Genomic DNA, 24716 nt, shown 5'->3' with positions numbered 1-24716 from the left:
GCGCCATCATTCCAGCCAGGTCCTCGAGACGTCGATCACGCCGTTGTACATCTTCGGGAAGCCCTTCAGCTTGGCGCTCGACAGCGCGTAATAGGTGTTCTGGAAGGTCCAGAACCAGATCGCCTCCTTGTTGATCAGGCGGCTGATGGCGCAGTAATCCTCGCTGCGCTGGCCGAGGTCGGCCGTGACGCGCGCATGGTCCAGCAGCTTGTCGAGCTCGGGGTTTGAGTATCCGGCGAGCGCCAGCGGGCTGCCGCTGCGGAAATTCGCGTACATCTGCGGATCGGGATCGGCGAGATCGACGATGCGCCACGGCGTCATCTGGAACTGGCGGGTGAAGGCGCGCGAGGGAATGGTGGCCTGGTCGACCTGCTCGATCTCCATGTTGGCGCCGACGCGCTTCCAGAACTGCTGCAGCACCTGCCCGACCATGCGGCCGCGCGGCGTTGCGGTCACCAGCATCTTGAACTCGACCGGCTTGCCGTAATCCTTGATCAGCGCCTTGGCCTTCTCGACGTCGAACGGCAGCGCGCCGTCGTCCTTGCATTTCACCCAGGAGCCGTCACCGTAAGGATTGCTCGCGGGCCGGCTCAGACCGTTGGTGATCGCCTGTGACATTTTCGGGCGGTCGATCGCCATCACCAGCGCCTGACGCACGCGGACATCGTCGAACGGCGCGACCTTGGTGTTGAAGGCGTAGACCGCCGCGCCCGAGCCCTTGTAGGTGTGCACCGTGAGCTTGGAATCCTTCTGCGCCTTCATGATGTTGTCGGCGTCGTTCTCGTCGTCCCAGATGATGTCGGCCTCGCCCGATTGCAGCGAGGCGAAGCGCGACTGCGCGTCGGGCAGCGGCTTCAGGATGATGCGGTCGAGATAGGGCCGGCCCTTGTCCCAGTAGTTTGGATTCTTCTCCAGCACCATGCGGTCGCCGGCGGTCCATGACTTCAGGATGTAGGGACCGGTGCCGACGGGATTGCGATTGTAGTCGTCCCCCTTGGTCTTCCACGCCGTCGGCGAATGCACCACGTTGTTCTGGCTCTGAATCGTGATCACCGCCGGCAGATTCACGGAAGGGTCGGTGAGCTTGTAGACCAGGGTGTATTCGTCCGGCGCCAGCACTTCCTTGATGTTGGTGATGTAGAAGGCGCAGCGGCACTTGTTGGCGGGATCCTTCTGCCGGTCGAAATTCTCCTTGAAGGCCTGCGCATTGAACGGCGTGCCGTCGTGGAATTTCACGCCCTCGCGCAGCTTGAAGGTCCACGTCATGTAGTCGTCGGAATGCGTCCAGGACACCGCGAGCTTCGGCGCGGCCTGCCCCTTCTCGTCCAGCGTTGTGAGCGTGTCGAAGATGGCGGCGGCAGCGGTGAAGGTCGAGGTGTCGTAGACGCCGACCTTGAGGGGATCGAAGCCTGCAATCTCCAGTTCCTGGCCGACGGTGATGCTGCCGCCGGACTTCTGCGCCTGCGCAGGCCCAGTCAGTGGAAGGAGGGCAAATGCCGCAACAAGGAATATCGGCGCGTGCTTGCGCGCCGCAGCAGCAATCTTCGTCATGGTTCCTCCCCGGATCCCTCGTCCGATGTTTCGGATCGCTGAATGACTGGAGGCGAGAGTGGCGGCAAAAGCGCGCCACCGCAAGAGGAACGCGTGCGAGATCACACGCCGCAGTGCGGCGCAACGTTGCTCAGCGTGTCGCGGCTGTTTTGCCTGTCGGAATTGGCGCATCATCGGCGAGGCCAATCTCCTCGCGCAGCGCATCGGTATGCTCGCCGAGCCCGGCCATCGTCGTGGCGGGCGCGGTGTCGGCGCCCGACATCCGGAACGGCAGGTTGAGCACTTTGAAGGAGCCGCCCTCGTCCTGCACGGACGTGAGTGCCTGCCGGTGCGCGAGCTGCGGATCGGCCAGCGCCTCGGCCACGGTGCGATAGGCCGAAGCCGGCACGCCGGCCGCGCCGAGCGCGGCGAGACACGCATCGGTCGTGAGCTGCCGCGACCAGGCCTCGACCCCGTCCATCACCTCGGCCCAATTCTCGCGACGCGGGGCATAGGTCGAGAAGCGCGGGTCGGTGATCCATTCGCCGTGGCCGATCACGGCCATCAATCCCTGGAACGTCTTCTCGCTGGCCACCGTGATCATGACGTAGCCGTTTGCCGTCTCGGTCGGTCCGAACATCGGGCGCGGCGGCGGCTTCACGGCAAATTGCGCGCTCTGCAGCTCGGTCAGCGTCAGCGACAGCATCGATTCCAGCATGGACACGTCGATATGCTGGCCGAGCCCGGTCACGGTCCGCTGATAGAGCGCGGAGGCGATCGCGCCGAAGCCATAGGTGCCGGTGACCACGTCGGCATGATAGATGCCGCAATAATCGGGACGGTTGCGGCCGGGCTGGTAGGCCAGATGCGCCATGTCGTAGCCGGAGGCGGCATGGATTACCGGCGCATAGGCCGGCAGCTCGGCCGAAGGGCCGCTCTGGCCGTAGCCGGAGATCGAGCAATAGATCAGCCTCGGATTGACGGCGCGCAGCCTGTCGTAGTCGAGCCGCAGCCGGTGCATCACGCCGGGGCGGAAGTTCTCGACCAGGATGTCCGACGTCGCGGCCAGCCGGCGGACCGCCTCCCTGCCGTCCTCCGATTTGAGGTCGAGCACCACGCTCTTCTTGCCGACATTGAGCTGGCCGAACGTGGTGCTGCAGCCGTTGCGCAGCGGCGGCCGGGTCCGCATCGTCTCGCCGCCCTCGGTCTCGATCTTGATGACCTCGGCGCCCATGTCGGCAAGCATGCGCGCGCAGTGAGGACCGGCGATGGTGGTCGAAAAATCCAGGACGCGGAGGCCGGCGAAGGCCTTTGTCGTCGTCCCCTCATGCTTATCTGCTAGCTGCATCCCCGGAGCCCCTTGGAACCTTCAATGTTCTCTCTTGTTGATGCGGCGACCCTAGAGGGCGGCGGCTGAGTAGGAAAGTCTTTACCGAACGGACGTGCCGCGTGGGCGGGCTTTGAGATTTCGTGGGCAACTGGACCCGTTCTTGCATAGCAGCAAACGGGATCGGAAGAGGGCAGCTGTTCTTGAGGGTCTTGTTCGTTACGACTGAGATGGACGACTTCGTCCGCGTCGGCGGCCTTGGCGCCGTGTCCGCAGCTCTCCCCCGCGCGCTTCGCTCCTTTGCCGATATCCGGGTCATGCTGCCCGGTTATCGCGACATCATCGAACAACTCACGCATATTCAGATCGTTGGCCGCTGCCCGGCGTTCGCGGAAATGCCGGCATGCTCGCTCGGCCGGGCCGCGACCAAGGACGGCCTGCCGGTCTACGTGCTGCTCTGCTCGCAACTCTACGACCGGCCCGGCAATCCCTATGGCGACGAGTCCGGGCGCGACTGGCCCGACAACGACATCCGCTTCGCCCGATTTGCCTCCGCCGCCGCTGAGCTGGCCATGGGCAAGCTGGACAAGAATTGGGCAGCAGACCTGATCCATGCCAATGACTGGCAGGCCTCGCTCGTGCCGGCCTACCTTGCCTGGCACGGCGCCAAGCTGCCGTCGATCCTGACCATCCACAACCTCGCCTATCAGGGTCTTTTCCCGAAGGACGCGCTGCGGCGGATCGGAGCACCGGAGAGCTCCTTCCACATCGACGGCGTCGAGTTCTACGATCAGGTCTCCTTCCTCAAGGCGGGCCTCGTCTACGCCTCGCACCTCACCACCGTCAGCGGCACTTATGCGCGCGAGATCACCACGGCCGAGTTCGGCTGCGGCCTGGAGGGACTGCTCCGGCTGCGCTCGGACGCCGCCGAGCTCACTGGCATCCTCAACGGCATCGACGAGAGCTGGGACCCGCGCTCCTGCGCCCAGCTCGCCCAGCAGTTCGGCGCCGGCGACTGGGCCGGCAAGAGGGCCAATGCTGATTACGTCCGCAAGCAGTTCGGGCTTGCGGTCTCGCGCGGCCCGATGTTCGGCATCGTCGCGCGCCTCGTGCACCAGAAGGGTATCGACCTCGTGCTGTCGGCGGCCGACGAAATCGTGGATGCCGGAGGGCAGATCGTGGTCACCGGCTCCGGCGAGCCGGCGCTCGAGCAGGCCTTGATCGACGCGCATCGCCGCCGCCCCGACGCCATCGGCGTCGTGATCGGCTTCAACGATGCCCAGGCACGCCGCATCTTCGCCGGCAGCGATTTCACCCTGATGCCGTCGCGCTTCGAGCCGTGCGGCCTCAGCCAGATGTACGCCCAGCGCTTCGGCTCGCTGCCGATCGGACACCAGATCGGCGGGCTCGCCGAGACCATCACCGACGGCGAGACCGGATTTCTGTTCTCGAAACCCTCGCGCGATTCCTTCCTCGGCGGCGTCCGCCGGGCCTTCTCGGCCTTCATGGCGCAGGACCAGCTCGACACCATGCGCCGCAGCGCCATGGGCCGATCGTTCTCCTGGAGCATCTCGGCCGGCAGCTACAGCGCGCTGTACCGCAAGCTGGCGTCGGTGTGAGGCGCTTCGGCGCTCCCTCAATCTCAGTCATTGCGAGCGCCTCGCCCCCTCGTGCCCCGGACGCAGCGTGGCGTCTCTGCTGAGCACGGGCCCATCGCGCGTCGCAGTTCGCGGCCTCTGGGTCCCGGCTCTGCGCCGCAACGCGCTTTGCGCGTTGTGGCTTGTCCGGGACACGAGAGATCGTGCCCTCACCCCTTGCCGCGCGCATCCATCTGCGGCCGTCCGATCCACGCGCGGTTGAGGCAGCGGATCATCCAGTCCGGCTGCGGCTCGCCGCGCAGGCGCGCCTGTGCTTCCTGGTAGGGGCCGACATAGCGCAGCCTGTCGGGCAGTTTTGGATAGACGCGCCTGATCCAACGCAGCGCATTGTCGACCGCCCTGTCGTCGTTCGCGTCGAGCGCAAGAGCGAACCCGGCGCGCAGCCGTTCCGGCAACATCCGCGCCGTCAGCGCGCGGTACCAGCGCGGCGGCCGCAGCCACGAGCGGGCGCCGGCAAAGATCTGCGTCGCGATCTCGCGTGCCGCCGGGCTCACGGTGAGCGTCTCCGATTGCGCCATCGCCGCGGTGTAGGCGGCAAAGCCGGACCAGTCCGCCGGCAGATCGTCTGTCCTCAACCCGAACAAGGCACCGAACAGCCGGCTCTCGCTCCAGTAACGTTCGCGCTCCTCCGCCGTGAGAGCCGGCAGGACCAGGTCGTGCGCCATCAGCGCCGACTCCACCAGCGTCGCATGGACCCAGCGCAGCGATGCGATGTCGTTGGCGTGGTAGCGCGAGCCTGCCGCGAACGGGCCGACCGTCTCGGGCATCTCTCCGACAATCATGCTGTGACGCCGGTGCAGCTGGCGCGACGACAGCAGCGCCCGCTCGAGCGAGCCGAACACCATGGCAAACACGATGTCGAAGGTGCGATGGAAGCGTCCGATCGGATCGGCAAAGGTTTTGGAATGCTCGGCGATGGCCGCGGCAACCCAGGGATGGGCCAGCTGCAGCAACAGCGCGCGGCCGGCGCCGAGAAAGATGACGGCCTCGCGGTCGATCCGCCAGGTCAGCGTGTCAGGACCGAACACGCCGGCCACCGCTCCCGCTGCGTTGGCACGGACCTGATCGAGCGTTGCCTCGAGATCGTTCGCGGACACCATCTGCACGGCCTTCGGCTGCGAGGTGACCGACGATCCGCAAGGCCTGTGGCAATTCGATGATGAAGGAGCCGTTCTACTCCGCCGCCATCGGCAGCACGTCCATATGCTCGTGCAGCACCACGCCGGCGAGCGGATCGAATTCGCCGATCCACGGCTTTCGTTCGAGCACGGACCGCGTATGCGCATAGCCGGCGTCCCAGCGCCGCATGATGCCGGACGGGCTGAAGTCGATATCCTTGGTATGGGTCTCACGATCGAGCTGCGGCGCCAGCAGCCGCACGACATGCATTCGGGTCGGACAGCCGTAGCTGATCAACTCCCGCACTGCTGGGTCGCGGCGCTCGCTCTCGGAGAGGCGCGCGGCGAGCTGATTGATGACGTGGCGCAGGCGGTGGGCCTGCTGCTGGCGGGCGATCTGGCTCGCGATACGGCTCGAATATTGCACGTCCTTGTGCCGGTTCAGCACCTCCGCCATCGTCGTCGGCTCCGCGCCGATCGGATTCCACAGATGCACGGCGAAGATCAGCGAATTCCTGCGCGGATTGTCGTCGAACACGGCTTCGGTCGGCGTGTTGGACAGGATGCCGCCGTCCCAATAGAGCTCGCCGTCGATGCGCACCGCCGGAAACGCCGGCGGCAGCGCGCCGGAGGCCATCACGTGATTCACGGTCAGCTCGCCGTCGCGGCTGTCGAAATAGCGCATCTGGCTGCTGCGGACATAGGCGGCACCGACCGTCAGCCGCGGCGAGCAGCTGTTGACCAGGCTGAAATCGACCAGCTCGAGCAGCGTCCTCTCCAATGGTGCGGTCGAATAGAAGCCGGCGTGATCTGCTCCAAGCGGATAGGAATCACCGGCATGCGCCAGCGGATTGGGGCGAAAGAATCCGGGAATGCCGTTGGTGACGGTCGACCAATAGGTGAGCTTCTCGTTGAAGCCGGGAAACGCGGTGCGCAGATTCCAGATCGGATTCTGCTCCATCCGCTTCCAGAATTCCTTCAGATGCGCCAGCCGCTGGCCGGGTGCATTGCCCGCGATCAGGCTGGCATTGATGGCGCCGATCGAGGTGCCAATGATCCAGTCCGGCTCGATGCCGGCCTCATGCAGCGCCTGATACACGCCGGCCTGGTAGGACCCGAGCGCGCCGCCGCCCTGGAGCACGAGCACGACCTGGCCGGGCAGATCCGCGCCCTTGCTCTGCGTGTTGTCCTGCATGCCATTCATGTCCTGCTCCTGGTGAGCTTGCACCGATCGAATATTTACATGCCGTTGCGGCTTGTTGCGCCGGCCCATCTCAATGCGCGGTCCAGCCGCCGTCGACCGGAAGCGCGATGCCGGTGATCGAAGCCGCCGCGTCCGTCGACAGGAACACCGTCAGTGCGCCGAGCTCCTCGACCGTGGCGAAGCGCTTGTTGGGCTGCTGCGCCAACAGCACGTCGCGGATGACCTGGTCGCGGGAGATGCCGTGCGCCTTGGCCTGCCCGTCGATCTGCGCTTCGACCAGCGGCGTGTAGACGTAGCCCGGGCACACGGCGTTGCAGGTGATGCCATGCTCCGCCGTCTCCAGCGCCGTGACCTTCGTCAGACCGACGATGCCGTGCTTGGCGGCGACATAAGCTGCCTTGAACGGGGAGCCGACCAAGCCGTGCGCGGAGGCCACGTTGATGATCCGGCCAAACCCGTTCCGGCGCATCGCCGGCAGCGCGAGCCGCGTCGTGTGAAAGGCCGAGGTCAGGTTGATCGCGAGGATCTGGTCCCATTTCTCGACGGGAAATTGCTCGAGCGGCGCGACATGCTGGATGCCGGCGTTGTTGACGAGGATGTCGAGCCGGCCGGACTCGGCGATGGTCGCCGCGATCATCTCGGCGATCGACTTTGGCCTCGTCATGTCGGCCGGCGAGTAGCTCGCCCTGACGCCGAACTCGGCGGCGATCTGCTCGCGCGTCCGGCCGATCTCACTGGCGACGCCGAGGCCGTTCAGGACGACATCGGCGCCGGCCGCGGCCAGGGCACGTGCGATGCCGAGACCGATGCCGCTGGTCGAGCCCGTGACGAGCGCGACCTTGCCGGCCAGCGCGCGGGCAGGCTGCGATGTCTGCGGCTTCAGCGATATATTCATGGCACGGTCTCCGTTGGCGATGACTGGACTTCAAGCCTTCGCAAGACCCTGGAGGATCGGCGACCCGAACGGAAATACCGGCTGGCTTCCGACTCCATACGTCCGCGCTATCGCGGGCGGGATGTCATTTCCCGCTCCGATCGGCTAGGTTTCCGGCACTCTTGCTGGGAGCCGATCCATGGAAATGCACCAGGTCCGCTATTTCCTCGCGGTGGCGCGATTGCTCAATTTCACGCGTGCGGCGGAGGAGTGCAACGTCACGCAGCCCTCGCTGACGCGCGCGATCAAGCAGCTCGAGGCCGAGCTCGGCGGCGACCTGTTTCGCCGCGAGCGACCGGCGGCGCAACTGACCGAGCTCGGCCAGCGCATGCATCCACTCCTGAAGCAGTGCTATGATGCCGCAGTCGGCGCGCGCTCGCTCGCCTCCTCGTTCAGGAGCGGTGAAGTCGGCGCGCTGCGCATCGCGTTGACGCATTCGATCGACCTGGCATTGCTGATCCCGCATCTCAACGAGATCAGGCGGCAGTTCAACCGGCTCGAGCTGCGCTTCCTACGCGGGACGAGCCGCGAGGTCGCCGATTTCCTCAAGAAGGGCGAAGCCGAGCTCGGCATCGCCGCCGAGATCGACGAGGCCTGGGACCGGCTCGACACCTGGCCGCTGTTCACCGAGAGCTTCGAGCTCGTCGTTGGCGACGGACATCGGCTGGCCGGCCGAAGCAGCATCGAGCTGGACGATTTGCGCTCGGAGCAATTGCTGAACCGGACCTTCTGCGAGCATTCGCGCCGCATCTCCGCGAACCTGCGCGAGCACGGCATCGAGCACGGCCACGAGATTTCGAGCGAGCGCGACCTGATCGAACTGGTCGAAGCCGACATCGGCGTCGCCATGGTGCCGCACACCTCGCCTTTGCCGGAAACGCTGAGCCGCGCCACCGTCGCCGGACTGGACGCACGCCGCACCGTCAGCCTCTACGGCGTGGCCGGCCGCCAGCGCACGGCGGTTGCCAACGCCGTGATGCGTATGCTGCGCGGCGCCGACTGGCGGGCGATTGCAGGCTAGAAACCTACCCCTCATCCGGCGCTCCGCGCCGCCTTCTCCCGCAAGGCAAGAAGGGAAGAAAAGCTCAGTTCTCCCGGCTCGCGCTCTCCAACGCCGCGAGCAGATCGTCGATCTCCATGCGCTTGCGGAAATCGGGATCGACGAAGCGCGCTTTCACCATTCCGTCGCGGCCGACCACGAACACGGCCGGGATCGGCAGCATCCAGCCATCATTGCCGTGGAATTTCGCCATGTCCTGATACGACAACAGGTGCTGGATCTCCGCGCCGAGCCAGATCGCGAGATTGAGCGAGAGCGCATAGCCGTTGTCGAGATCGGTCAGGATCGGAAACGGCGCACCGGATTCGGTCTTGAGTTGTCCAGTGTATTCCTGCGTCTCCGGCATGATTGCAACGACCTGCGCCCCCATGGCCTCGATATGATCGAGCGCCTGGACCACGGCGCGGACATTGAGCCGGCAATAGGGACACCAATGGCCGCGGAAGAACATCACGGCGAGCGGACCTCGCTCCAGCAGCGCAGGCAGCGCGACCAGACGTCCGCCCTCGTCCGGCAGCATGAATGGCGGCATTGCATCGCCGGGACGCGGCGCGGTCTCGCCGCCGCCGTTCCCACCCAATCTCGCGACCAGGCGATCGACTGCCTCGCCATAGGCCGGAAAGACCGCACGGCTGGCATCGGCATAGGCGCGGAGCTGCTCGTTCAGGGTGCCGTCCATGTCGCGGCAGCGCTCGAAGGCAAGCCTGAGCTGCTCGGCATCGGCTGGCGAGAGAGATGTCATCTTCTGCTCCGGCATTGCATTCGGTGAATATTAGTTTCCCGGTTCGGCCGGCCGCAAGGGGCGGCCGCGATACCGGGCGCCAATCGGGGCGCCCTGTCATCGGACGCCGAATGGTACGGAAGCGGAAATGCCGTTGCCCAATCGGATCGATAGCCGCCGCGCATCAACATAGCGCATCGCTATCGCATCGAGAGCAAGCCGGCATTTCAGGATCGACGCGTTCTCGACCAAGCTCCCGTCATAGCCGGCGACCAGCGAGGTTGCGGCCAACACAGGAGACTTCTCATGTCCAAGCATCCCACATTGTCGCGCCTGGTCTGGTCCGGCCTCGCCGTCGTCGGCGCGCTGACGTTCGCGTCGCAGCCTGCCGTCGCGGGCGAATGCCCGGCCGACAAGGTCAAGCCGAACGCGCAAAAGATGGTCGACTACAAGCCGGTCGGCGTCACCGACGTGACGCTGGGCGCCATCGACCTCGGCAAGCAGCCCGCCCGTATCGAGGGCCGCGAGCTGCGCTTCCGCAAGCTGACCATCGCGCCCGGCGGCATCGTGCCGTGGCACAGCCATGACGACCGTCCCGCGCTGATCTTCGTGCAGCAGGGCGAGATCGTCGAATACGCCTCCAACTGCGTCGATCCGATCGTGCACAAGGCCGGCGACATCCGTCCCGAGGTCCACGGCACCTCGCATTGGTGGAAGAACCTCGGCAAGGAGACCGTCATTCTCTATGTCGGCGACGTCCGCAAGGATCCCAACGACCATCACATGTGAGGCCGCCTCGGGGGCTTGCATCCCCACCATTCCGGGCCTGGCGCTGCCGCGCCATCCCGGAATGACCATCCACTATACGCGGACAATCACGTCATGACCGACCTCTCCACGCCGATCAAGCCGTCCGCAATGGCGATGGACGCGCATTTGTCCGGTCTCGTGCTTCGCTCGGTCGTAATCGGGTTGACTGCATTCCTGACGGTCGTCGACCTGTTCGCGACGCAGGCGATCCTGCCGGCGCTGACGCGCCATTACGGCGTCTCGCCCGCGGCGATGGGCTTCGCCGTCAACGCCAGCACCTTCGGCATGGCCGTCGCAGGTCTGGTGGTCGGCCTCTTCAGCCCGCGCATCAACAGGCGGACCGGCATCCTCATCAGCCTTACGCTCCTCGCCATCCCGACGAGCCTGCTGGCGAGCGCGCCGAACCTTGCCGTCTTCACGGTCTTGCGGGTCGTGCAGGGCCTGTGCATGGCCTCTGCCTTTGCCTTGACGCTCGCTTATCTCGGCGAGCAATGCAGCACGATTGACGCCGGTGGCGCATTTGCCGCCTACATCGCCGGAAACGTCGCCAGCAACCTCGTTGGACGCCTATTCTCGGCAGCGCTCGCCGACGGCCTTGGCCTTGCCTGGAATTTCTACGTCTTCGCCGCACTCAATCTGGCCGGCGCGATCCTGGTCTTCTTCACGATCAAGCGTGTATCGCCGATGCATGCAACCATGCCTGCGACATCGCCGCTGATCGCCGCGGTCGCGCACTGGCGCAATCCGTCGCTCCGGGCCGCCTACGGCATCGGCTTCTGCATCCTGTTCGCCTTCATCGGCACCTTTACCTTCGTCAATTTCGTGCTGGTCCGGCCGCCGCTGTCGCTTGGCATGATGGACCTCGGCCTCGTCTATTTCGTCTTCCTGCCCTCGGTTGTCACGACGCTTCTGGCCGGCAGGGTGGCATCAAAGCTCGGCACGCGGCCGACGATCTGGGGCGCGCTCGCCATCGCCGGGCTCGGCCTGCCCTTGATGCTGAGGCCACATCTGAGCGAAGTCCTCACCGGCATGGTTCTGGTCGGCGTCGGCACATTCTTCGCGCAGGCCGCCGCCACCGCCTTCGTCGGACAGGCGGCTCCTGACAACCGCGGCATTGCCAGCGGGACCTATCTTGCATGCTATTTTGGCGGCGGGCTGGTCGGTACGGCCGTGCTCGGGCGCCTGTTCGACGCTTTCGGATGGCCCGCCTGCGTGCTCGGCGTCGGCGCGGCCCTTGCGGCCGCAGGCCTGCTCACCTTCGCCTTGAAGCGCTAGCGCTTGGGGGGAGCTTCCGGCGCCGGCTCCTCGTCGGCGATGGCGCGCCAGGCGGCACCGTCGAGGTCATCGTACTGGCCGCTCTTCAGCGACCACAGGAAGGCGACGAGACCCGCGCCGCCGAGCATCAGCGCCAGCGGGACCAGGATGACCAGGATCTCCATCACACGATCTCCCGCGAGGCGCTACGCGCGCGCAGCGAATTGAGCATGACCAGGATCGACGATCCGCTCATGGCAGCCGCCGCGATCAGGGGCGTCACGACGCCGCTGATGGCGACCGGCACGGCGAGGACGTTGTAGCCGATCGCGAGCCAGAGGTTCTGCCGCATCAAATGCAGCGCCTTGCGCGAGGCGTCGATGGCGGCAACCACCGGCGCCAGCGGCCGGCCGAGGAAGACGAGATCGGCGGTGGCCTGGCTCAGATGCGCGGCCGAGATCGGCGACATCGAGACGTGGGCTGCCGCCAGCGAGGGCGCGTCGTTCATGCCGTCGCCGACCATCAGCACCTTGGCGCCCCGCTGCTTCAGTTCCTCGATCCGCGCGATCTTGTCGGCCGGCGTGACGCCGGCGCGCCATTCGGGAATGTCGAGCGCGTTGGCCGCCGCCTTCACGGCCGCCTCGCGATCGCCGGAGAGAATCTCGATGCCGATGTTGCGCGCCTTGAGCGCCGCGATCACGGCCTTCGCATCCGGACGCAGGCCCTGGCGGACCGAGAGGACGAATTTCTCGCTGCCTTTGCTGAATGCGACGATGGAGGCCTCAGGATCGACGCTGCCGACGAGCGCCTCGGCGCCGCAGAATGAGGGGCGACCGAGGCGAAGCTGGACGCCGTCCACGGTTGCGCGGACGCCCTGCCCGGCCTCTTCGACCGCACCGACGACAGGCGATTTGGCGCCGGCGGCCTGGGCGACGGCGGCGGCGACCGGATGATGGCTCGACAGCGCAAGCCGGCCGGCGAGCTCGAAGATGTCGGCGGGGATGTCGGCGGCATTCATCACTTCGAGATCGGGCAGCGTCAGCGTGCCGGTCTTGTCGAAGATGACGTGATCGGCCTCGGCCAGCCGCTCGATCGAGTCGCCGGAATTCAGCAGCACGCCGGACTTGAACATCGCGCCGGAGGCGATGGTCTGCACGGTCGGAATGGCAAGCCCCAGCGCACAGGGACAGGTGATGATCAGCACCGCGACGCCGGTCACGATCGCATCATGCCAGGACGCACCGGCCATGACCCAGCCGAGGATGGTCAGAAGCGCGGTCGCATGCACCACGGGTGCGTACAGCCGCGAGGCGCGGTCGGCGAGCCGCATGTAGCGCGAACGGGCCTGCAGCGCGTTGTCGAGCAACCGCGAGATCTCGGCCAGCAGCGTAGCCTCGGAGGCGGCAGAGACCCGCACCCGTAGCGTGCCGGAGATGTTCATCGATCCCGCATAGACCGGCGTGCCCTGATCGGCCGTGACATAGAGCGTCTCGCCGGTGATCAGGCTCTGGTCGATCTCCGAACGCCCCTCGATCACGGTGCCGTCGACCGCGCAGCGCTCGCCGGGCCTGAGCAGCACGATGTCGCCGGGATTGATGGCTGCCACCGGAACCTGCGAGATCTCGTCGGGTCCGACGAACTTGGCGGCCGTCTCCGCCTTGAGCGCGGCGAGATTGCCGGCGACCGCGCGGGTCCGCCGCCGCATGTTCTGGTCGAGGAAGCGGCCGACCAGGAGGAAGGTCAGCAGCATGATCGCCGCGTCGAAATAAGCGTGCTCGGCGTGGTGGATGGTCTCGACCACGGACATGCCGAGCGCGAGGATCACGCCGATCGAGATCGGCACGTCCATGTTGGTCGTCTTCGCCGACAGCGCGCGCCAGGCCGAGCGGAAGAACGGCTGGCCGGCATAGGCCGCCGCAGGCAATGCGATCAGCGCCGAGAGCCAGTGGAAGAAGTCGCGCTGCTCGGGCAGCATGTCCGAAACGTTGCCCGACCACACCGGGATCGACAGCATCATCACGTTCATGGTGGCGAAGGCGGCAACGCCGAGGCACCGCAGCAGGAGACGCGATTCGGCGACCTCCGCCGCCTCCGCGCTCTCGGTCTCGAATGGGTAGGCCTTGTAGCCGAGCTCCTCGAGCCGATCGATGAAGCGGCCAGGGTCGAGCGTGCCCGCCTTCCATTCCAGCGCGACGCGGCGGTCGGTCAGGTTGACGCGCGCCAGCGTGACGTCGGGGATGGCGGACAGGCCGCGCTCGATCTTGGCCATGCAGCCGGCGCAGTGAACGCCTTCGACCGCGAGATCGATGTGCTGGACGCCCTCGCCCGCGGCCCGGACGTAGTGCGAGAAATCCCGCGTGACGTGCATGACAAAATCCTTCAGTTCAGGATCACGCGGTTGCGCGACAGGAACACGCGCGTCCCCCGCGCCTCGCCCTCGATCACCAGGTCCCACTGGCCCGGCGCAACGGATTCGGCATCGCCGCGATAGAGGCCGATGCCGGATTCGGTGAGCTCGACGGCGAGGTCGGCGCGCTTGTCGGTCGGCCGCTCCAGGCGTCCGCCGAATTTCAGCCCCGAGAGCGGCTGGCCGCCGGCATCGCGCGCCTCGACCTGGACCAAGGCACCGCCGTCGTTGCGGCGCTCGATATGGGCGTTGACCTTCCATTTGCGCAGCGCCTGGTCCTGCGCCGCCGAAATCTCGCGGTCGTAGGTCAGACCTGCGGCATAGGCGCTGTCGACTTCCGTTCCCGGCAGCGTCGCAATCGCCAGCTTCATCATGGTGGCGTTGACGCCGATCACGAGGGCGAAGAAAGCGACCAGCATCAGGAACACCTTGGTTCCGGTCAGCGGCTTGGATGACATGATGGTCTCCTCGACTTACGGCGCGACGAAATTGTCGGTGGCGCTCGCGGCCACGCCCAATCCGATATCCATGACGTGGAAGCGGACCGGAATCGACTTCTCGGGATTGTTCTCAGCCGGCGCGGTGACGAGCAGCCGCAGCTCGCTGGTGGAGTCGCGCGGGATCACGATGATCGGCCGATCCGGCGTCACCGAATCGACGCCGACGACATGCATCGTGGGATTGATCGGCCCCTCCACGTCGATGGCGATGGCGCGATCGTAGCCGCTCTTGTTGAGCAGCCGCACCGTGTAGGCGTTGCGGATCGAGCCGTCGCTGAGCTTGACCGCGACCGGATTGCGGTCGTGCAGCACGTTGACGTCGAGCAGACTGCGGGTCGCCAGCGTATAGACCATGAAGCCGCCGATCGCCGCGATGATCGCGCTGTAGACGATGGTGCGGGCCCGGACGATCCGGTAGATCGGCGCCTTGCCTTCCTGGCGGCGATGGATGTTGATGTCGTTGTCGTAGCCGATCAGCCGCTTCGGCCGGCCGATCTTGGCCATCACGTTGTCGCAGGCATCGATGCAGAGTCCGCACTGGATGCATTCCATCTGCGGTCCGTTGCGGATGTCGATGCCGGTCGGACAGACCGCGACGCATTGGTAGCAATCGACGCAATCGCCGACCTGCTGGCCGAGCGCGCGCAGCTCGGCGGCCTTCTTGACCGAGGTGCGCTTCTCGCCGCGGTCGTAGCGATAGGTGACGTTGAGCGCCCATTCGTCGGTGAGCGCGGCCTGGATGCGCGGCCACGGGCACATATAGGTGCAGACCTGCTCGCGCATGTAGCCGGCGAGGATATAGGTCGTCGCGGTGAGGATGCCGATCCAGATATAGGCGAGCATCGGCCCCTGGAAGGTGACGAGCTCCTTCACCAGGGTCGGCGCATCGTTGAAGTAGAGCACCCAGGCGCCGCCGGTCCACCAGGCGATCATCAGCCAGATCGAATGCTTGAGCACGATCTCGGAGACGCGCTCGAGCTTCAAGGGATCGGACGATTTGGCCTTCTTCATCCGCTCGCGCCGGTCGCCCTCGATCAGGCGTTCGACCGCGTAGAACAGATCGGTCCACACCGTCTGCGGACAGAGATAGCCGCACCAGATGCGGCCGCCGACCGAGTTCATCAGGAACAGCGCCACCGCGGCCACGATCAGCAGGCCGGTGAAATAGTAGACCTCCTGGGGCCACAGCTCGATGAAGAAGAAGTAGAAGCGGCTGTTGGGCAGATCGATCAGCACCGCCTGGCTCGGGGCGCCGAGGCCGCGGTTCCAGCGCACGAACGGCAGGAAATAGTAGATGCCGAGGCAGATCGCCATCAGGCCCCACTTGATGCGGCGGAACGTGCCGGAGACGCTTTGGGGGTAGACCTTCTGGCGGGGCGCATAGAGCGGCCCGACGTCGTCCACAGGCTTGAGCTCGTTCGGATTGACGGTCTTGTTCATCGCTTGGAACTTCTAAAAGAGGTGCGATTAAACCTAGACCCGACACCGCCGCGTCAGTTGATCCAGCTCAAACGGGGGCACTTTTGTTCACCCCCGTTTGAAGCCTTTGTGTCGCGGATCCGCTATTTTCCGCCGCCGAGCGAGTGGACGTAGACCGCCATTGCCTTGATGGTGGCGGGATCGAGCCGCCCTTCCCAGGCCGGCATCACGCCGGCACGACCCTGGCTGATGGTCTCGATCAGGCTCGCTTCGTCGGTGCCGTAAAGCGAGATCTTGTCGGTCAGATTCGGAGCGCCCACCTCCAGGTTGCCCTTGCCGTTGTCGCCGTGGCAGGCGACGCAGTTTTCCGCGAAGATCTTCTGGCCCTTGGCGGCGTCATATCCGTTTCGGGTCGACAGGCCCGACAGCGAGCGCACGTAATTGGCGACCGTGACGATCTCGTCCGGCTTCAGCACGCCATCCTTGCCGAAGGCAAGCATCTGGCCTTCATGCGCCTTGGCATGACCGGACCGGGCGCCGAACTGGATGGTCTGCATGATCTGGTCGAGCGTGCCGCCCCACAGCCAGTCGTCGTCGTTCAGGTTCGGATAACCCTTGGCGCCGGCACCGCCGGAGCCGTGGCACGGCGCGCAATTGTCGCCGAACACGGTCTTGCCCTTGGCGCGAGCGAGCGCCAGCAAGGCCGGGTCCTTCTCGATGTCGACCAGCGAGGCAGTGCCCAACGCCGCCATCTTGTCACCGCGGATCTTCTCGAGGTTCGCGAGCTCGACCGCGACGTCGGCGCGCGAGGAGTAGCCGAACATGCCGGTGGTATTGCTTTGGATCAGCGGCCATGCCGGATAGACGATCCAATAGCCGATCGACCAGATGATGGTGAGGTAGAAGGTGATCACCCACCAGCGCGGCAGCGGCGTGTTGAGCTCCTTGATGCCGTCCCATTGGTGGCCGGTCGTGGACTTGCCGGAGACGGAATCGATGTCGCTAGAATGATCGGTCATGGTTCTCTACTCCTCCCGCAAGGGCAGGTGCGCTGCCTTGTCGAACACAGCCTTGTTACGGGGCCAGAATGCGTAGGCGATGATCGCGAGAAAGATCGCGACGAACACCGGTGTCCAGATCGTCGTCACGAGATCTGACGCAAGATTGTGGACTGTAAGGATGGCTTTCATCGTTCATGCCTTCTCAGCGAAGATTGGCTTTCTCGTTGTAGATCTTGAAGTCGACCAGCGTGCCGAGCATCTGCAGGTACGCGACGAGCGCGTCCATCTCCGTCGGCGCGCCGACCTTGCCGTCGAAGTTCCGCACGACGGCCTTGGCGTAGCGCTTGGTGAAGGCGTCGGACCCGGCATTGTCCGGATCGGCCTGGGCTTTCATGTCGGCGGCGGCATTGGCGATCTGCTCGTCGCTATAGGGGACGCCGACCGTCCTGAGCGCGCGCATGTCGCCCGCGATCGCATCCGGGTCGACCTCGGCCTTGCTGAGGAACGGATAGCCGGGCATCACCGACTGCGGCACGATCGCGCGCGGGTTGGTCAGATGGGTGACGTGCCAGTCGTCGGAGTACTTGGCGCCGACGCGGGCGAGATCCGGGCCGGTGCGCTTGGAGCCCCACTGGAACGGATGGTCGTACATGCTCTCGGCCGCGAGCGAGAAGTGGCCGTAGCGCTCGACCTCGTCACGCAGCGGACGGACCATCTGCGAGTGGCAGAGATAGCAGCCCTCGCGGACGTAGACGTTGCGGCCCGCCAGCTCCAGCGGCGTGTAGGGCCTGACCCCGTCGACCTTCTCGATCGTGCTCTTGAGGTAGAACAGCGGGGTGATCTCGACGAGACCGCCGATCGCGATCACCAGCAGGATGCCGACGACCAGGATGATCGAGTTCTTTTCGAAGACTTGGTGGCGTGTCCAGAACGACATTGCTTTAGCTCCTCATTCCGCCGGCTGAAGAGCGACGGGCATCTGGACTTCCTGCTCGCCGACGCGAACCGTCATCCAGAGATTGTAGGCCATGATCAGCGCGCCGATCAGGAACAGGCCGCCGCCAGCGGCGCGGATGATGTAGAAGGGATGCATCGCCTCGACGGTCTCGATGAAGGAATATTCGAGGAAGCCGAGCGAGGTGTAGGCGCGCCACATCAGGCCCTGCAGGATGCCGGACACCCACATCGCCGAGATGTAGAGAACGATGCCGAGGGTGGCGACCCAGAAGTGCCAGTTGACGAGCTTCAGGCTGTAGAGGCCCTTGCGATTCCAGGCCCACGGCACCAGGCAGTATAGCGCGCCGAAGGAGACGAAGCCGACCCAGCCGAGCGCGCCGGAATGCACGTGGCCGATGGTCCAGTCGGTATAGTGGCTGAGCGAGTTGACCACCTTGATCGACATCATCGGACCTTCGAAGGTCGACATGCCGTAGAAGGCGACGGAGACCACGAGCATGCGCAGCACGGGGTCGGTGCGCAGCTTGTCCCAGGCGCCCGACAGCGTCATCAGGCCGTTGATCATGCCGCCCCAGGAGGGCATCCACAGCATGATCGAGAAGGTCATGCCCAGCGTCTGCGTCCAGTCCGGCAGCGCCGTGTAGTGCAGATGGTGGGGACCTGCCCAGATGTAGAGGAAAATCAGCGCCCAGAAGTGGATGATCGACAGCCGGTAGGAATAGATCGGCCGTTCGGCGCGCTTGGGGATGAAGTAGTACATGATGGCGAGGAAGCCGGCGGTCAGGAAGAAGCCGACCGCGTTGTGGCCGTACCACCACTGGAACATGGCGTCCTGGATGCCGCCCCAGGCGACGTAGGACTTCGAGCCGAACACCGAGACTGGAAGCGCCGGATTGTTGCCGAGATGCAGCACCGCGATCGTCACGATGAAGGCGAGATAGAACCAGTTCGCGACGAAGATGTGCGGCTCCTTGCGCTTGATGATCGTGACAAGGAAGACCAGCAGATAGACGACCCAGACGATGGTCAGCCACAAATCGGCGTACCATTCCGGCTCGGCATATTCCTTCGACTGGGTGACGCCGAGCAGATAGCCGGTGCCGGCGATCAGAATGAAGAAATTGTAGCCCAGGACGACGAACCACGGAGCGAGGTCGCCGGCGAGTCGGACGTGGCAGGATTTCTGCACCACGTAGAAGGAGGTCGCGATCAGCACGTTGCCGCCGAAGGCGAAGATCACGGCGGAGGTGTGCAGCGGCCGCAGGCGGCCGAAGCTGGTCCAGGGCAGATCGAAGTTCAGCGCGGGCCAGGCCAGCTGCGAGGCGATGATGAGGCCGACCAGGAACCCGGCGATGCCCCAGAACATCGCCATGAACGCGGAGAACTTGATCGGGCCCATATTGTAGTTGGGGCGTCCGTTGATCTCCGCCGGCGGCAGCGCCGCCGGGCGATCGAGGTAGCGGTTGACGATGACGAACAGCGCCGCGAGGCTCGCCGCCGCGCTGAGCGCGGCATGGAAGGCGAAGGGCGCATCGAGCGCCTTGGCCGAAGCGACCACGCACAGGAAGGCGGTGACTGCGAACACGACAGCCAAGCCGCTTTCACCGATGGTCATGGATTTGGAAATGGAGGGCTGGCTCATGCGGATTCTCTCTGAAAGAACACACCGCCAGAAACCACATTCATCCTCACCGGGAATTGATTGAAATCAAGGGCGGCACTTAAGTTCTCCGCAGCCACCCTTTGTGAAGACAAGGACCGTGCGGGAAGCTCAAATGTATGTGGGCTGGCCGCAGCGGACGTGTTTCCCGCCGGAACTGGTCCGGCGTGGCGCGCAAACGGGAGCCTCCGTACAATAACGGAGGCGACGATGAGATTGCCGGTCAGGGATGGTGCGTCAGTCGCGCGTCGTCGCCTTGAGCGCCGCGATGACGTCCTCGCGGGCGATGATCCCAACCAGCTTCTGCGCGCTGTTGAGGACGATGATGCTCCGGATGCGGTGCTCGACCATGATCTGGAGCACGCGCGTCAGCCGCGTATCGGGGCTGACATAGATGAACTCCGGCGTCATGACGTCGCCGACCTTGCGGCTCATCAGGTCGTGATAGCGCGGCATCATCTGGCTCGGCGTGAAGGCGAAGCACTTCAGGATGTCGAACTTGGTGACGATGCCGACCACCTGCCCGTCGTCCTCGACCGGATAGGAGTTGAAATCGTCGGTCTCGAACATTTCGCTGAGCTCGAACAAGTCTCGGTCGCGCTGCACCGTCTTGACGTTGCGCGTCATGTAACCGTCGACGGTCTGTTCAAGAAATCTGTACACGGCGCGTCCTCCTCGATTCGATTCCGGCCGACCGTCAGTGCGACAGCAGCACGCAGCGGGCGGTCTGCGTGACCAGATACTGGGTGACGCCCCCCAGGATCAGTTCACGAAACCTCGAATGACCATAGGCGCCCGCGACGATCAGGCTGGCATCGACGTCCCCTGCGACTTTTTCCAATTGCGCCGAGGCGTTTCCGTTCCGGGTGCCTTCGTACAGGCGCGCCGTCGCCGTGACGCCATGGCGGGCGAGCCAGGCGGCGACGTCGGCGACGCCGGCCATCACGACCGAACGGTCGTCGTCCCGCTCGGGAATTGTCGCGATGGTGACGTCCCTCGCCTTGCGCAGCATCGGCAGCGCGTCGGCCACTGCCCGCCGCGCCTCCGGCGTGTCCTTCCACGCCACCAGCACGCTGCGCAGGTCGAGCCACGTGACCCGATCGGGGACGACGAGAAGCGGGCGGCCGGCCTGCATCACCAGGTCCTTGGGGCTTGCGAGCGCAAACGCGTCGGAGAAGGCCGGGCTCTGCCCGCCGCTGACGATGATGTCGGCGCAGCGCGCCTGCGCCAGGACGAATCGCGCCGGAAAGTCCATCGCGCTGCGCCACTCCGCATGACCGCCGCGATTCCTGGTCGCCGCCCGGAATTGAGCCTCGAGGCCGGCCAGCCGCCGCTTGACCGAAGCCTCGCCCTCGTCGATCAGCGCTTGTGCCTCGGCGCCGTCGGTGAAATAGAGCGGCGGCGCGAACTGTGCCGCGGCGACCCCGACGATGGCCGCCTCGAATCGTTCGGCAAGCTCACCGGCCACCTGGAGACGCGCCTCGTTGGACTGATCGAGCGCCAAGCTGACCATCACCGTCGCGTATGTCATCGAGTATCTCCACATCACCGGGTTTTGTTGGAGCCTAAGCCCGCTGTCATGCAGCAGGATGAGATAGATCAAAATGAGCGCTTCCGGCTCCCTTGTCCTTCCCAATGGAATCCGCCAGTGAATTCAACGTCCGCGCTTGCCTCGGAGCGCGCCTTGGGCGAAATTGCGCCAGCGGTAACGGCGTCCTGCCGACCGGGCCGAGATGAGGAGCAGAGTTTGGCGCCGATCCGCGAGACCCAACCGGCAAACGATGGTCGGGGCGAGCATTTCCCGGTTCGCATCGAGGAATTCGGGGTGGGCACCTGGGACCTCGATCTAAAGACGCACGAACTCGAATGGTCGGACATGGCCAGGCGGCTGTTTGGCCTCGAGCGGGACCAGACCGTCAGCTACGATCTCTTTCTTTCCTTGCTGGAACCCGGGGATCGGGACCACCTTCTGAAGGCGATCGGACGCGCCTCGGAAGGCGGCGGAGGACTTGACCTGTCCTTCAGGTTGGGCGGCGTCTCCGGGACCGGTCAATGGATCCGGGCCAGGGCCGGCGTGATCCGGGACGATTCAGGAACGCCACGCCATCTCAGCGGAATCTTCCTCGACATCAACGAGGAAAAGCATCTCGAGGACGCCCTGCGCTCCCAGGAGAACCATCTTCGCTCGATTCTCGAGACCGTGCCGGACGCCATGATCGTCATCGATTCCCGCGGCATCATGCAGCTGTTCAGCAGCGCGGCGGAGCGGCTGTTCGGCTACAGCCGGCAGGAAGCCATCGGCCGGAACGTCAGCATCCTGATGCCGGAGCCCGATCAGTCGCGTCACGACAGCTATCTCGTGCGCTATCTCAGGACGAATGATCCGCACATCATCGGCATCGGCCGCATCGTGACGGGAAAGCGGCGCGACGGCACGACTTTCCCGATGCACCTGTCCGTCGGGCAGACGCAGCGCGCCGGCGAGCCCTATTTCACCGGCTTCGTCCGCGACCTCACCGAGCACCAGCAGACCCAAGCCCGGCTCCAGGAATTGCAATCCGAGCTGGTCCACGTCTCGCGGCTGACCGCGATGGGTGAGATGGCCTCGGCGCTCGCCCACGAGCTCAACCAGCCGCTGGCGGCGATCAGCAATTACATGAAGGGGTCGCGGCGCCTGCTCGCCGGCAGCAGCGATCCCAACACGCCGAAGGTCGAAAACGCGCTGGATCGCGCGGCGGAGCAGGCCCTGCGCGCCGGCCAGATCATTCGGCGCCTGCGCGACTTCGTCTCCCGCGGCGAGTCGGAGAAACGGGTCGAAAGCCTGTCCAAGCTGATCGAGGAGGCCGGCGCGCTCGGGCTTGCCGGCGCGCGCGAGCAGAACGTGCAGCTCCGCTTCAGCCTCAATCCCGACGCTGATCTCGTGCTCGCCGACCGGGTGCAGATCCAGCAGGTGCTGGTCAATCTGTTCCGCAACGCGCTGGAGGCCATGGCGCAGTCGCCGCGCCGCGAGCTCGTCGTTGCCAACACCCGCGTCGCCGACGACATGATCGAGGTGGAGGTCTCCGACACCGGCGCCGGCTTCCGCGATGACGTTCTCCCCAATCTCTTCCAGACCTTCTTCACCACCAAGGACACCGGCATGGGCGTGGGACTCTCCATCAGCCGCTCGATCATCGAGGCCCACGGCGGCCGCATGTGGGCCGAGAGCAACGCAGCGGGCGGAGCGACATTCCGCTTCACCTTGCCGGCAACGGACGAAAGCTGATCATGACGACCAAGGGACGTGTCTATGTCATCGACGACGACGCAGCGATGCGCGATTCGTTGAATTTCCTGCTGGATTCCGCCGGCTTCGACGTCACGCTGTTCGACGACGCCCTCGCTTTTCTCGAGGCCCTGCCGGGCCTCGACTTCGGCTGCGTCGTCTCCGACGTGCGGATGCCCGGCCTCGACGGGATCGAGCTGCTCAAGCGGATGAAGGCGCAGCAGAGCCCGTTCCCGATCCTGATCATGACCGGTCATGGCGACGTGCCGCTCGCGGTCGAGGCGATGAAGCTCGGGGCCGTCGACTTCCTGGAAAAACCGTTCGACGACGACCGCCTCACCGCCATGATCGAGTCGGCGATCCGCCAGGCCGAGCCCGCCGCCAAGAACGAGGTCGTCGCGCAGGACATCGCCGCCCGCGTCGCGTCCTTGAGTCCCAGGGAGCGCCAGGTCATGGAAGGGCTGATTGCGGGCCTCTCCAACAAGCTGATCGCCCGCGAATACGACATCAGCCCGCGCACCATCGAGGTCTACCGGGCCAATGTCATGACCAAGATGCAGGCCAACAGCCTCTCGGAACTGGTCCGGCTGGCGATGCGCGCCGGCATGCTCAACGATTGAGGCAGGTCAAGGCACCTTGCCGGCGCAGTGCTAGCCAGAGGACATGATCGAGGTTGGCTCACATCCTGCGCGGTCGTCATCCCCTGCCCGACCCACCGTCTTCGTGGTCGACGATGACGCCGCCGTCCTGGGATCCCTGCGGTTCCTGCTGGAGACCGACGGCTTTGCCGTACGGACCTTCAGGAGCGGCACGGCGCTGCTCAACATCGGCAGCGCGGCCGGACCGGACTGCTACGTCATCGATTACAAGATGCCAGACATCAACGGTATCGAGCTGGCCGGCCGCTTGCGCAAATCCGACCGCGACGTGCCTGTAATCCTGATTACCGGCTATCCCGACGAGAACATCTCGGCCCGGGCTGCGACGGCGGGCATCAAGGAGGTGGTTTTGAAGCCGCTTCTCGAGGAAAACCTGGTCAACTGCATCCGCCACGCCATCCAGGACCGCCCCGTCGCCTGACCTACGGGATTCTACGTAAGGCGCCCCCCTTAAGATATCGATCGAAATTTTCGAAGCCCCCGATACCGCGTACCAAGGCGCCATCACAACGGAGATGGCGCAGATGCTGACCCAGACGATCAACACCCCAGCGATCAACACCCAGCTTATCGGCAAGGCTGCTCCCGCCCATCCCGTCACCGACCAGTTCGGCGCCATCACCGGCCACGTGGGTCTGGTGGCCACGGAATTCTCCTACCGCAAGGACGAGGAGATCTATGGCGAGGACGAGCCGGCCGAATATGTCTACCAGGTCGTGTCGGGCGCCGTGAGCAGCTACAAGCTGCTTTCCGACGGCCGTCGCCAGATCGGCGCTTTTCATCTTCCCGGCGACGTGTTCGGCCTCGAATCCGGCCCCGCTCACCGCCTTGCCGCCGAAGCCATCATCGACACCACCGTGCGCCTCGTGAAGCGCGCGAGCCTCGAGAAGGCCGCCGGGACCGACGTCCAGGTCGCCCGCAAGCTCTGGGCGATGACCGCCTCCGAGCTGCGCCATGCCGAAGACCACATGCTGCTGCTGGGCCGCAAGACCGCGATGGAGCGCGTCGCGACCTTCCTGCTCGAAATGGACCGTCGCCTCGCCGTCGCCGGCATGATGGCGCTGCCGATGTGTCGCCGCGACATCGGCGACTATCTCGGCCTCACCCTTGAAACCGTGTCGCGCGCGCTGTCCCAGCTTCACACCCAGGGCATCCTCGGCTTCTCCGGCGCCCGCCAGATCGTGTTGCGCAACCGTCAGCGTCTGCAACATCTCGACGCCTGATCTTCGCCT

24 protein-coding genes are annotated in these 24716 nt (G+C 65.3%); 8 read left to right on the top strand and 16 right to left on the bottom strand.

Features of this window, described 5'->3' with window-relative positions; translation table 11 throughout:
* Positions 1 to 6: 6 nt before the first annotated feature.
* Together DCM79_RS27835 and DCM79_RS27830 are read right to left on the bottom strand one after the other, a co-directional pair.
* Entirely contained in the window at positions 7 to 1551 is a 1545-nt protein-coding gene (locus DCM79_RS27835; RefSeq protein WP_257177280.1) for an ABC transporter substrate-binding protein, read from the bottom strand.
* Positions 1552 to 1681: 130 nt separating this feature from the next.
* Positions 1682 to 2878 (bottom strand): CaiB/BaiF CoA-transferase family protein, encoded by a 1197-nt coding sequence (locus DCM79_RS27830; protein WP_257177279.1) that lies wholly within the window; start codon positions 2876 to 2878, stop codon positions 1682 to 1684.
* A 182-nt stretch (positions 2879 to 3060) separates the two neighbouring features.
* Between DCM79_RS27830 and glgA the strand changes: the two genes are divergently transcribed.
* Entirely contained in the window at positions 3061 to 4476 is a 1416-nt protein-coding gene (gene glgA / locus DCM79_RS27825; protein ID WP_257177278.1) for a glycogen synthase GlgA, read from the top strand.
* A 188-nt stretch (positions 4477 to 4664) separates the two neighbouring features.
* On the opposite strand, the gene DCM79_RS27820 is transcribed toward glgA, so the two are convergent.
* The 3 genes from DCM79_RS27820 to DCM79_RS27810 all read right to left on the bottom strand — a co-directional run bounded on the left by DCM79_RS27820 (position 4665) and on the right by DCM79_RS27810 (position 7732).
* Complete coding sequence (locus DCM79_RS27820) at positions 4665 to 5615, bottom strand: oxygenase MpaB family protein (protein WP_257177277.1); 951 nt, start codon at positions 5613 to 5615, stop codon at positions 4665 to 4667.
* A 73-nt stretch (positions 5616 to 5688) separates the two neighbouring features.
* Positions 5689 to 6837 carry a patatin-like phospholipase family protein gene (locus DCM79_RS27815; RefSeq protein ID WP_257177276.1) on the bottom strand — a complete coding sequence of 383 codons (1149 nt, stop codon included), beginning with the start codon at positions 6835 to 6837 and terminating at the stop codon, positions 5689 to 5691.
* Positions 6838 to 6907: 70 nt separating this feature from the next.
* The gene (locus tag DCM79_RS27810) at positions 6908 to 7732 is read right to left on the bottom strand and encodes a 3-hydroxybutyrate dehydrogenase (RefSeq protein ID WP_257177275.1); all 825 of its coding nucleotides are present in this window, start codon (positions 7730 to 7732) and stop codon (positions 6908 to 6910) included.
* Positions 7733 to 7910: 178 nt separating this feature from the next.
* Between DCM79_RS27810 and DCM79_RS27805 the strand changes: the two genes are divergently transcribed.
* Complete coding sequence (locus DCM79_RS27805) at positions 7911 to 8792, top strand: LysR family transcriptional regulator (protein ID WP_257177274.1); 882 nt, start codon at positions 7911 to 7913, stop codon at positions 8790 to 8792.
* A gap of 64 nt (positions 8793 to 8856) precedes the next feature.
* Here the strand turns inward: DCM79_RS27805 and DCM79_RS27800 are convergent, their stop codons facing one another.
* On the bottom strand, positions 8857 to 9573 hold the full coding sequence (locus DCM79_RS27800; RefSeq protein ID WP_257177273.1) for a peroxiredoxin-like family protein: 717 nt from the start codon (positions 9571 to 9573) through the stop codon (positions 8857 to 8859).
* 285 nt (positions 9574 to 9858) lie between these two features.
* On the opposite strand from DCM79_RS27800, the gene DCM79_RS27795 reads away from it, so the two are divergent.
* Both DCM79_RS27795 and DCM79_RS27790 read left to right on the top strand, forming a co-directional pair.
* Entirely contained in the window at positions 9859 to 10341 is a 483-nt protein-coding gene (locus DCM79_RS27795; protein WP_257177272.1) for a cupin domain-containing protein, read from the top strand.
* A 93-nt stretch (positions 10342 to 10434) separates the two neighbouring features.
* Positions 10435 to 11637: an MFS transporter gene (locus DCM79_RS27790; protein WP_257177271.1), complete on the top strand. Its 1203-nt coding sequence runs from the start codon at positions 10435 to 10437 to the stop codon at positions 11635 to 11637.
* On the opposite strand, the gene ccoS is transcribed toward DCM79_RS27790, so the two are convergent.
* The 10 genes from ccoS to DCM79_RS27740 form a co-directional block, all read right to left on the bottom strand.
* Positions 11634 to 11801 (bottom strand): cbb3-type cytochrome oxidase assembly protein CcoS, encoded by a 168-nt coding sequence (gene ccoS, locus DCM79_RS27785; RefSeq protein ID WP_257177270.1) that lies wholly within the window; start codon positions 11799 to 11801, stop codon positions 11634 to 11636. The two genes, DCM79_RS27790 and ccoS, sit on opposite strands and share 4 nt — an antisense overlap.
* Positions 11801 to 13984 carry a cation-translocating P-type ATPase gene (locus tag DCM79_RS27780; RefSeq protein ID WP_257177269.1) on the bottom strand — a complete coding sequence of 728 codons (2184 nt, stop codon included), beginning with the start codon at positions 13982 to 13984 and terminating at the stop codon, positions 11801 to 11803. Before DCM79_RS27780 ends, ccoS begins: the two co-directional genes overlap by 1 nt.
* A gap of 11 nt (positions 13985 to 13995) precedes the next feature.
* Positions 13996 to 14481 carry a FixH family protein gene (locus DCM79_RS27775; protein ID WP_257177268.1) on the bottom strand — a complete coding sequence of 162 codons (486 nt, stop codon included), beginning with the start codon at positions 14479 to 14481 and terminating at the stop codon, positions 13996 to 13998.
* Between the two features lie 15 nt (positions 14482 to 14496).
* Complete coding sequence (gene ccoG, locus DCM79_RS27770) at positions 14497 to 15963, bottom strand: cytochrome c oxidase accessory protein CcoG (RefSeq protein WP_257177267.1); 1467 nt, start codon at positions 15961 to 15963, stop codon at positions 14497 to 14499.
* A gap of 122 nt (positions 15964 to 16085) precedes the next feature.
* Entirely contained in the window at positions 16086 to 16961 is an 876-nt protein-coding gene (ccoP, locus tag DCM79_RS27765; RefSeq protein ID WP_028135115.1) for a cytochrome-c oxidase, cbb3-type subunit III, read from the bottom strand.
* Between the two features lie 6 nt (positions 16962 to 16967).
* Entirely contained in the window at positions 16968 to 17132 is a 165-nt protein-coding gene (locus tag DCM79_RS27760; protein ID WP_028135114.1) for a cbb3-type cytochrome c oxidase subunit 3, read from the bottom strand.
* 13 nt (positions 17133 to 17145) lie between these two features.
* The gene (gene ccoO / locus DCM79_RS27755; protein WP_257177266.1) at positions 17146 to 17880 is read right to left on the bottom strand and encodes a cytochrome-c oxidase, cbb3-type subunit II; all 735 of its coding nucleotides are present in this window, start codon (positions 17878 to 17880) and stop codon (positions 17146 to 17148) included.
* A gap of 12 nt (positions 17881 to 17892) precedes the next feature.
* Positions 17893 to 19542: a cytochrome-c oxidase, cbb3-type subunit I gene (gene ccoN / locus DCM79_RS27750; RefSeq protein ID WP_028135112.1), complete on the bottom strand. Its 1650-nt coding sequence runs from the start codon at positions 19540 to 19542 to the stop codon at positions 17893 to 17895.
* A 255-nt stretch (positions 19543 to 19797) separates the two neighbouring features.
* Entirely contained in the window at positions 19798 to 20223 is a 426-nt protein-coding gene (locus DCM79_RS27745; RefSeq protein WP_257177265.1) for an HPP family protein, read from the bottom strand.
* A gap of 34 nt (positions 20224 to 20257) precedes the next feature.
* On the bottom strand, positions 20258 to 21091 hold the full coding sequence (locus tag DCM79_RS27740; protein ID WP_257177264.1) for a universal stress protein: 834 nt from the start codon (positions 21089 to 21091) through the stop codon (positions 20258 to 20260).
* A 216-nt stretch (positions 21092 to 21307) separates the two neighbouring features.
* On the opposite strand from DCM79_RS27740, the gene fixL reads away from it, so the two are divergent.
* The 4 genes from fixL (at position 21308) to DCM79_RS27720 (ending at position 24707) form a co-directional block, all read left to right on the top strand.
* Positions 21308 to 22825, top strand: a complete 1518-nt coding sequence (gene fixL / locus DCM79_RS27735) for a sensor protein FixL (RefSeq protein ID WP_257177263.1) — start codon at positions 21308 to 21310, stop codon at positions 22823 to 22825.
* 2 nt (positions 22826 to 22827) lie between these two features.
* Positions 22828 to 23445 carry a response regulator FixJ gene (fixJ, locus tag DCM79_RS27730; protein WP_257177262.1) on the top strand — a complete coding sequence of 206 codons (618 nt, stop codon included), beginning with the start codon at positions 22828 to 22830 and terminating at the stop codon, positions 23443 to 23445.
* A 43-nt stretch (positions 23446 to 23488) separates the two neighbouring features.
* Positions 23489 to 23905 carry a response regulator gene (locus DCM79_RS27725; protein WP_257177261.1) on the top strand — a complete coding sequence of 139 codons (417 nt, stop codon included), beginning with the start codon at positions 23489 to 23491 and terminating at the stop codon, positions 23903 to 23905.
* Positions 23906 to 24008: 103 nt separating this feature from the next.
* Positions 24009 to 24707: a helix-turn-helix domain-containing protein gene (locus tag DCM79_RS27720; protein WP_257177260.1), complete on the top strand. Its 699-nt coding sequence runs from the start codon at positions 24009 to 24011 to the stop codon at positions 24705 to 24707.
* Positions 24708 to 24716 lie beyond the last annotated feature (9 nt).

Origin of the sequence: Bradyrhizobium sp. WBOS07 (assembly GCF_024585165.1) — a bacterium.
Lineage (GTDB): Bacteria > Pseudomonadota > Alphaproteobacteria > Rhizobiales > Xanthobacteraceae > Bradyrhizobium > Bradyrhizobium japonicum_B.
The sequence above is the reverse complement of the archived record's forward strand: the minus strand, read 5'-3'. Positions and strand labels throughout refer to the sequence as shown.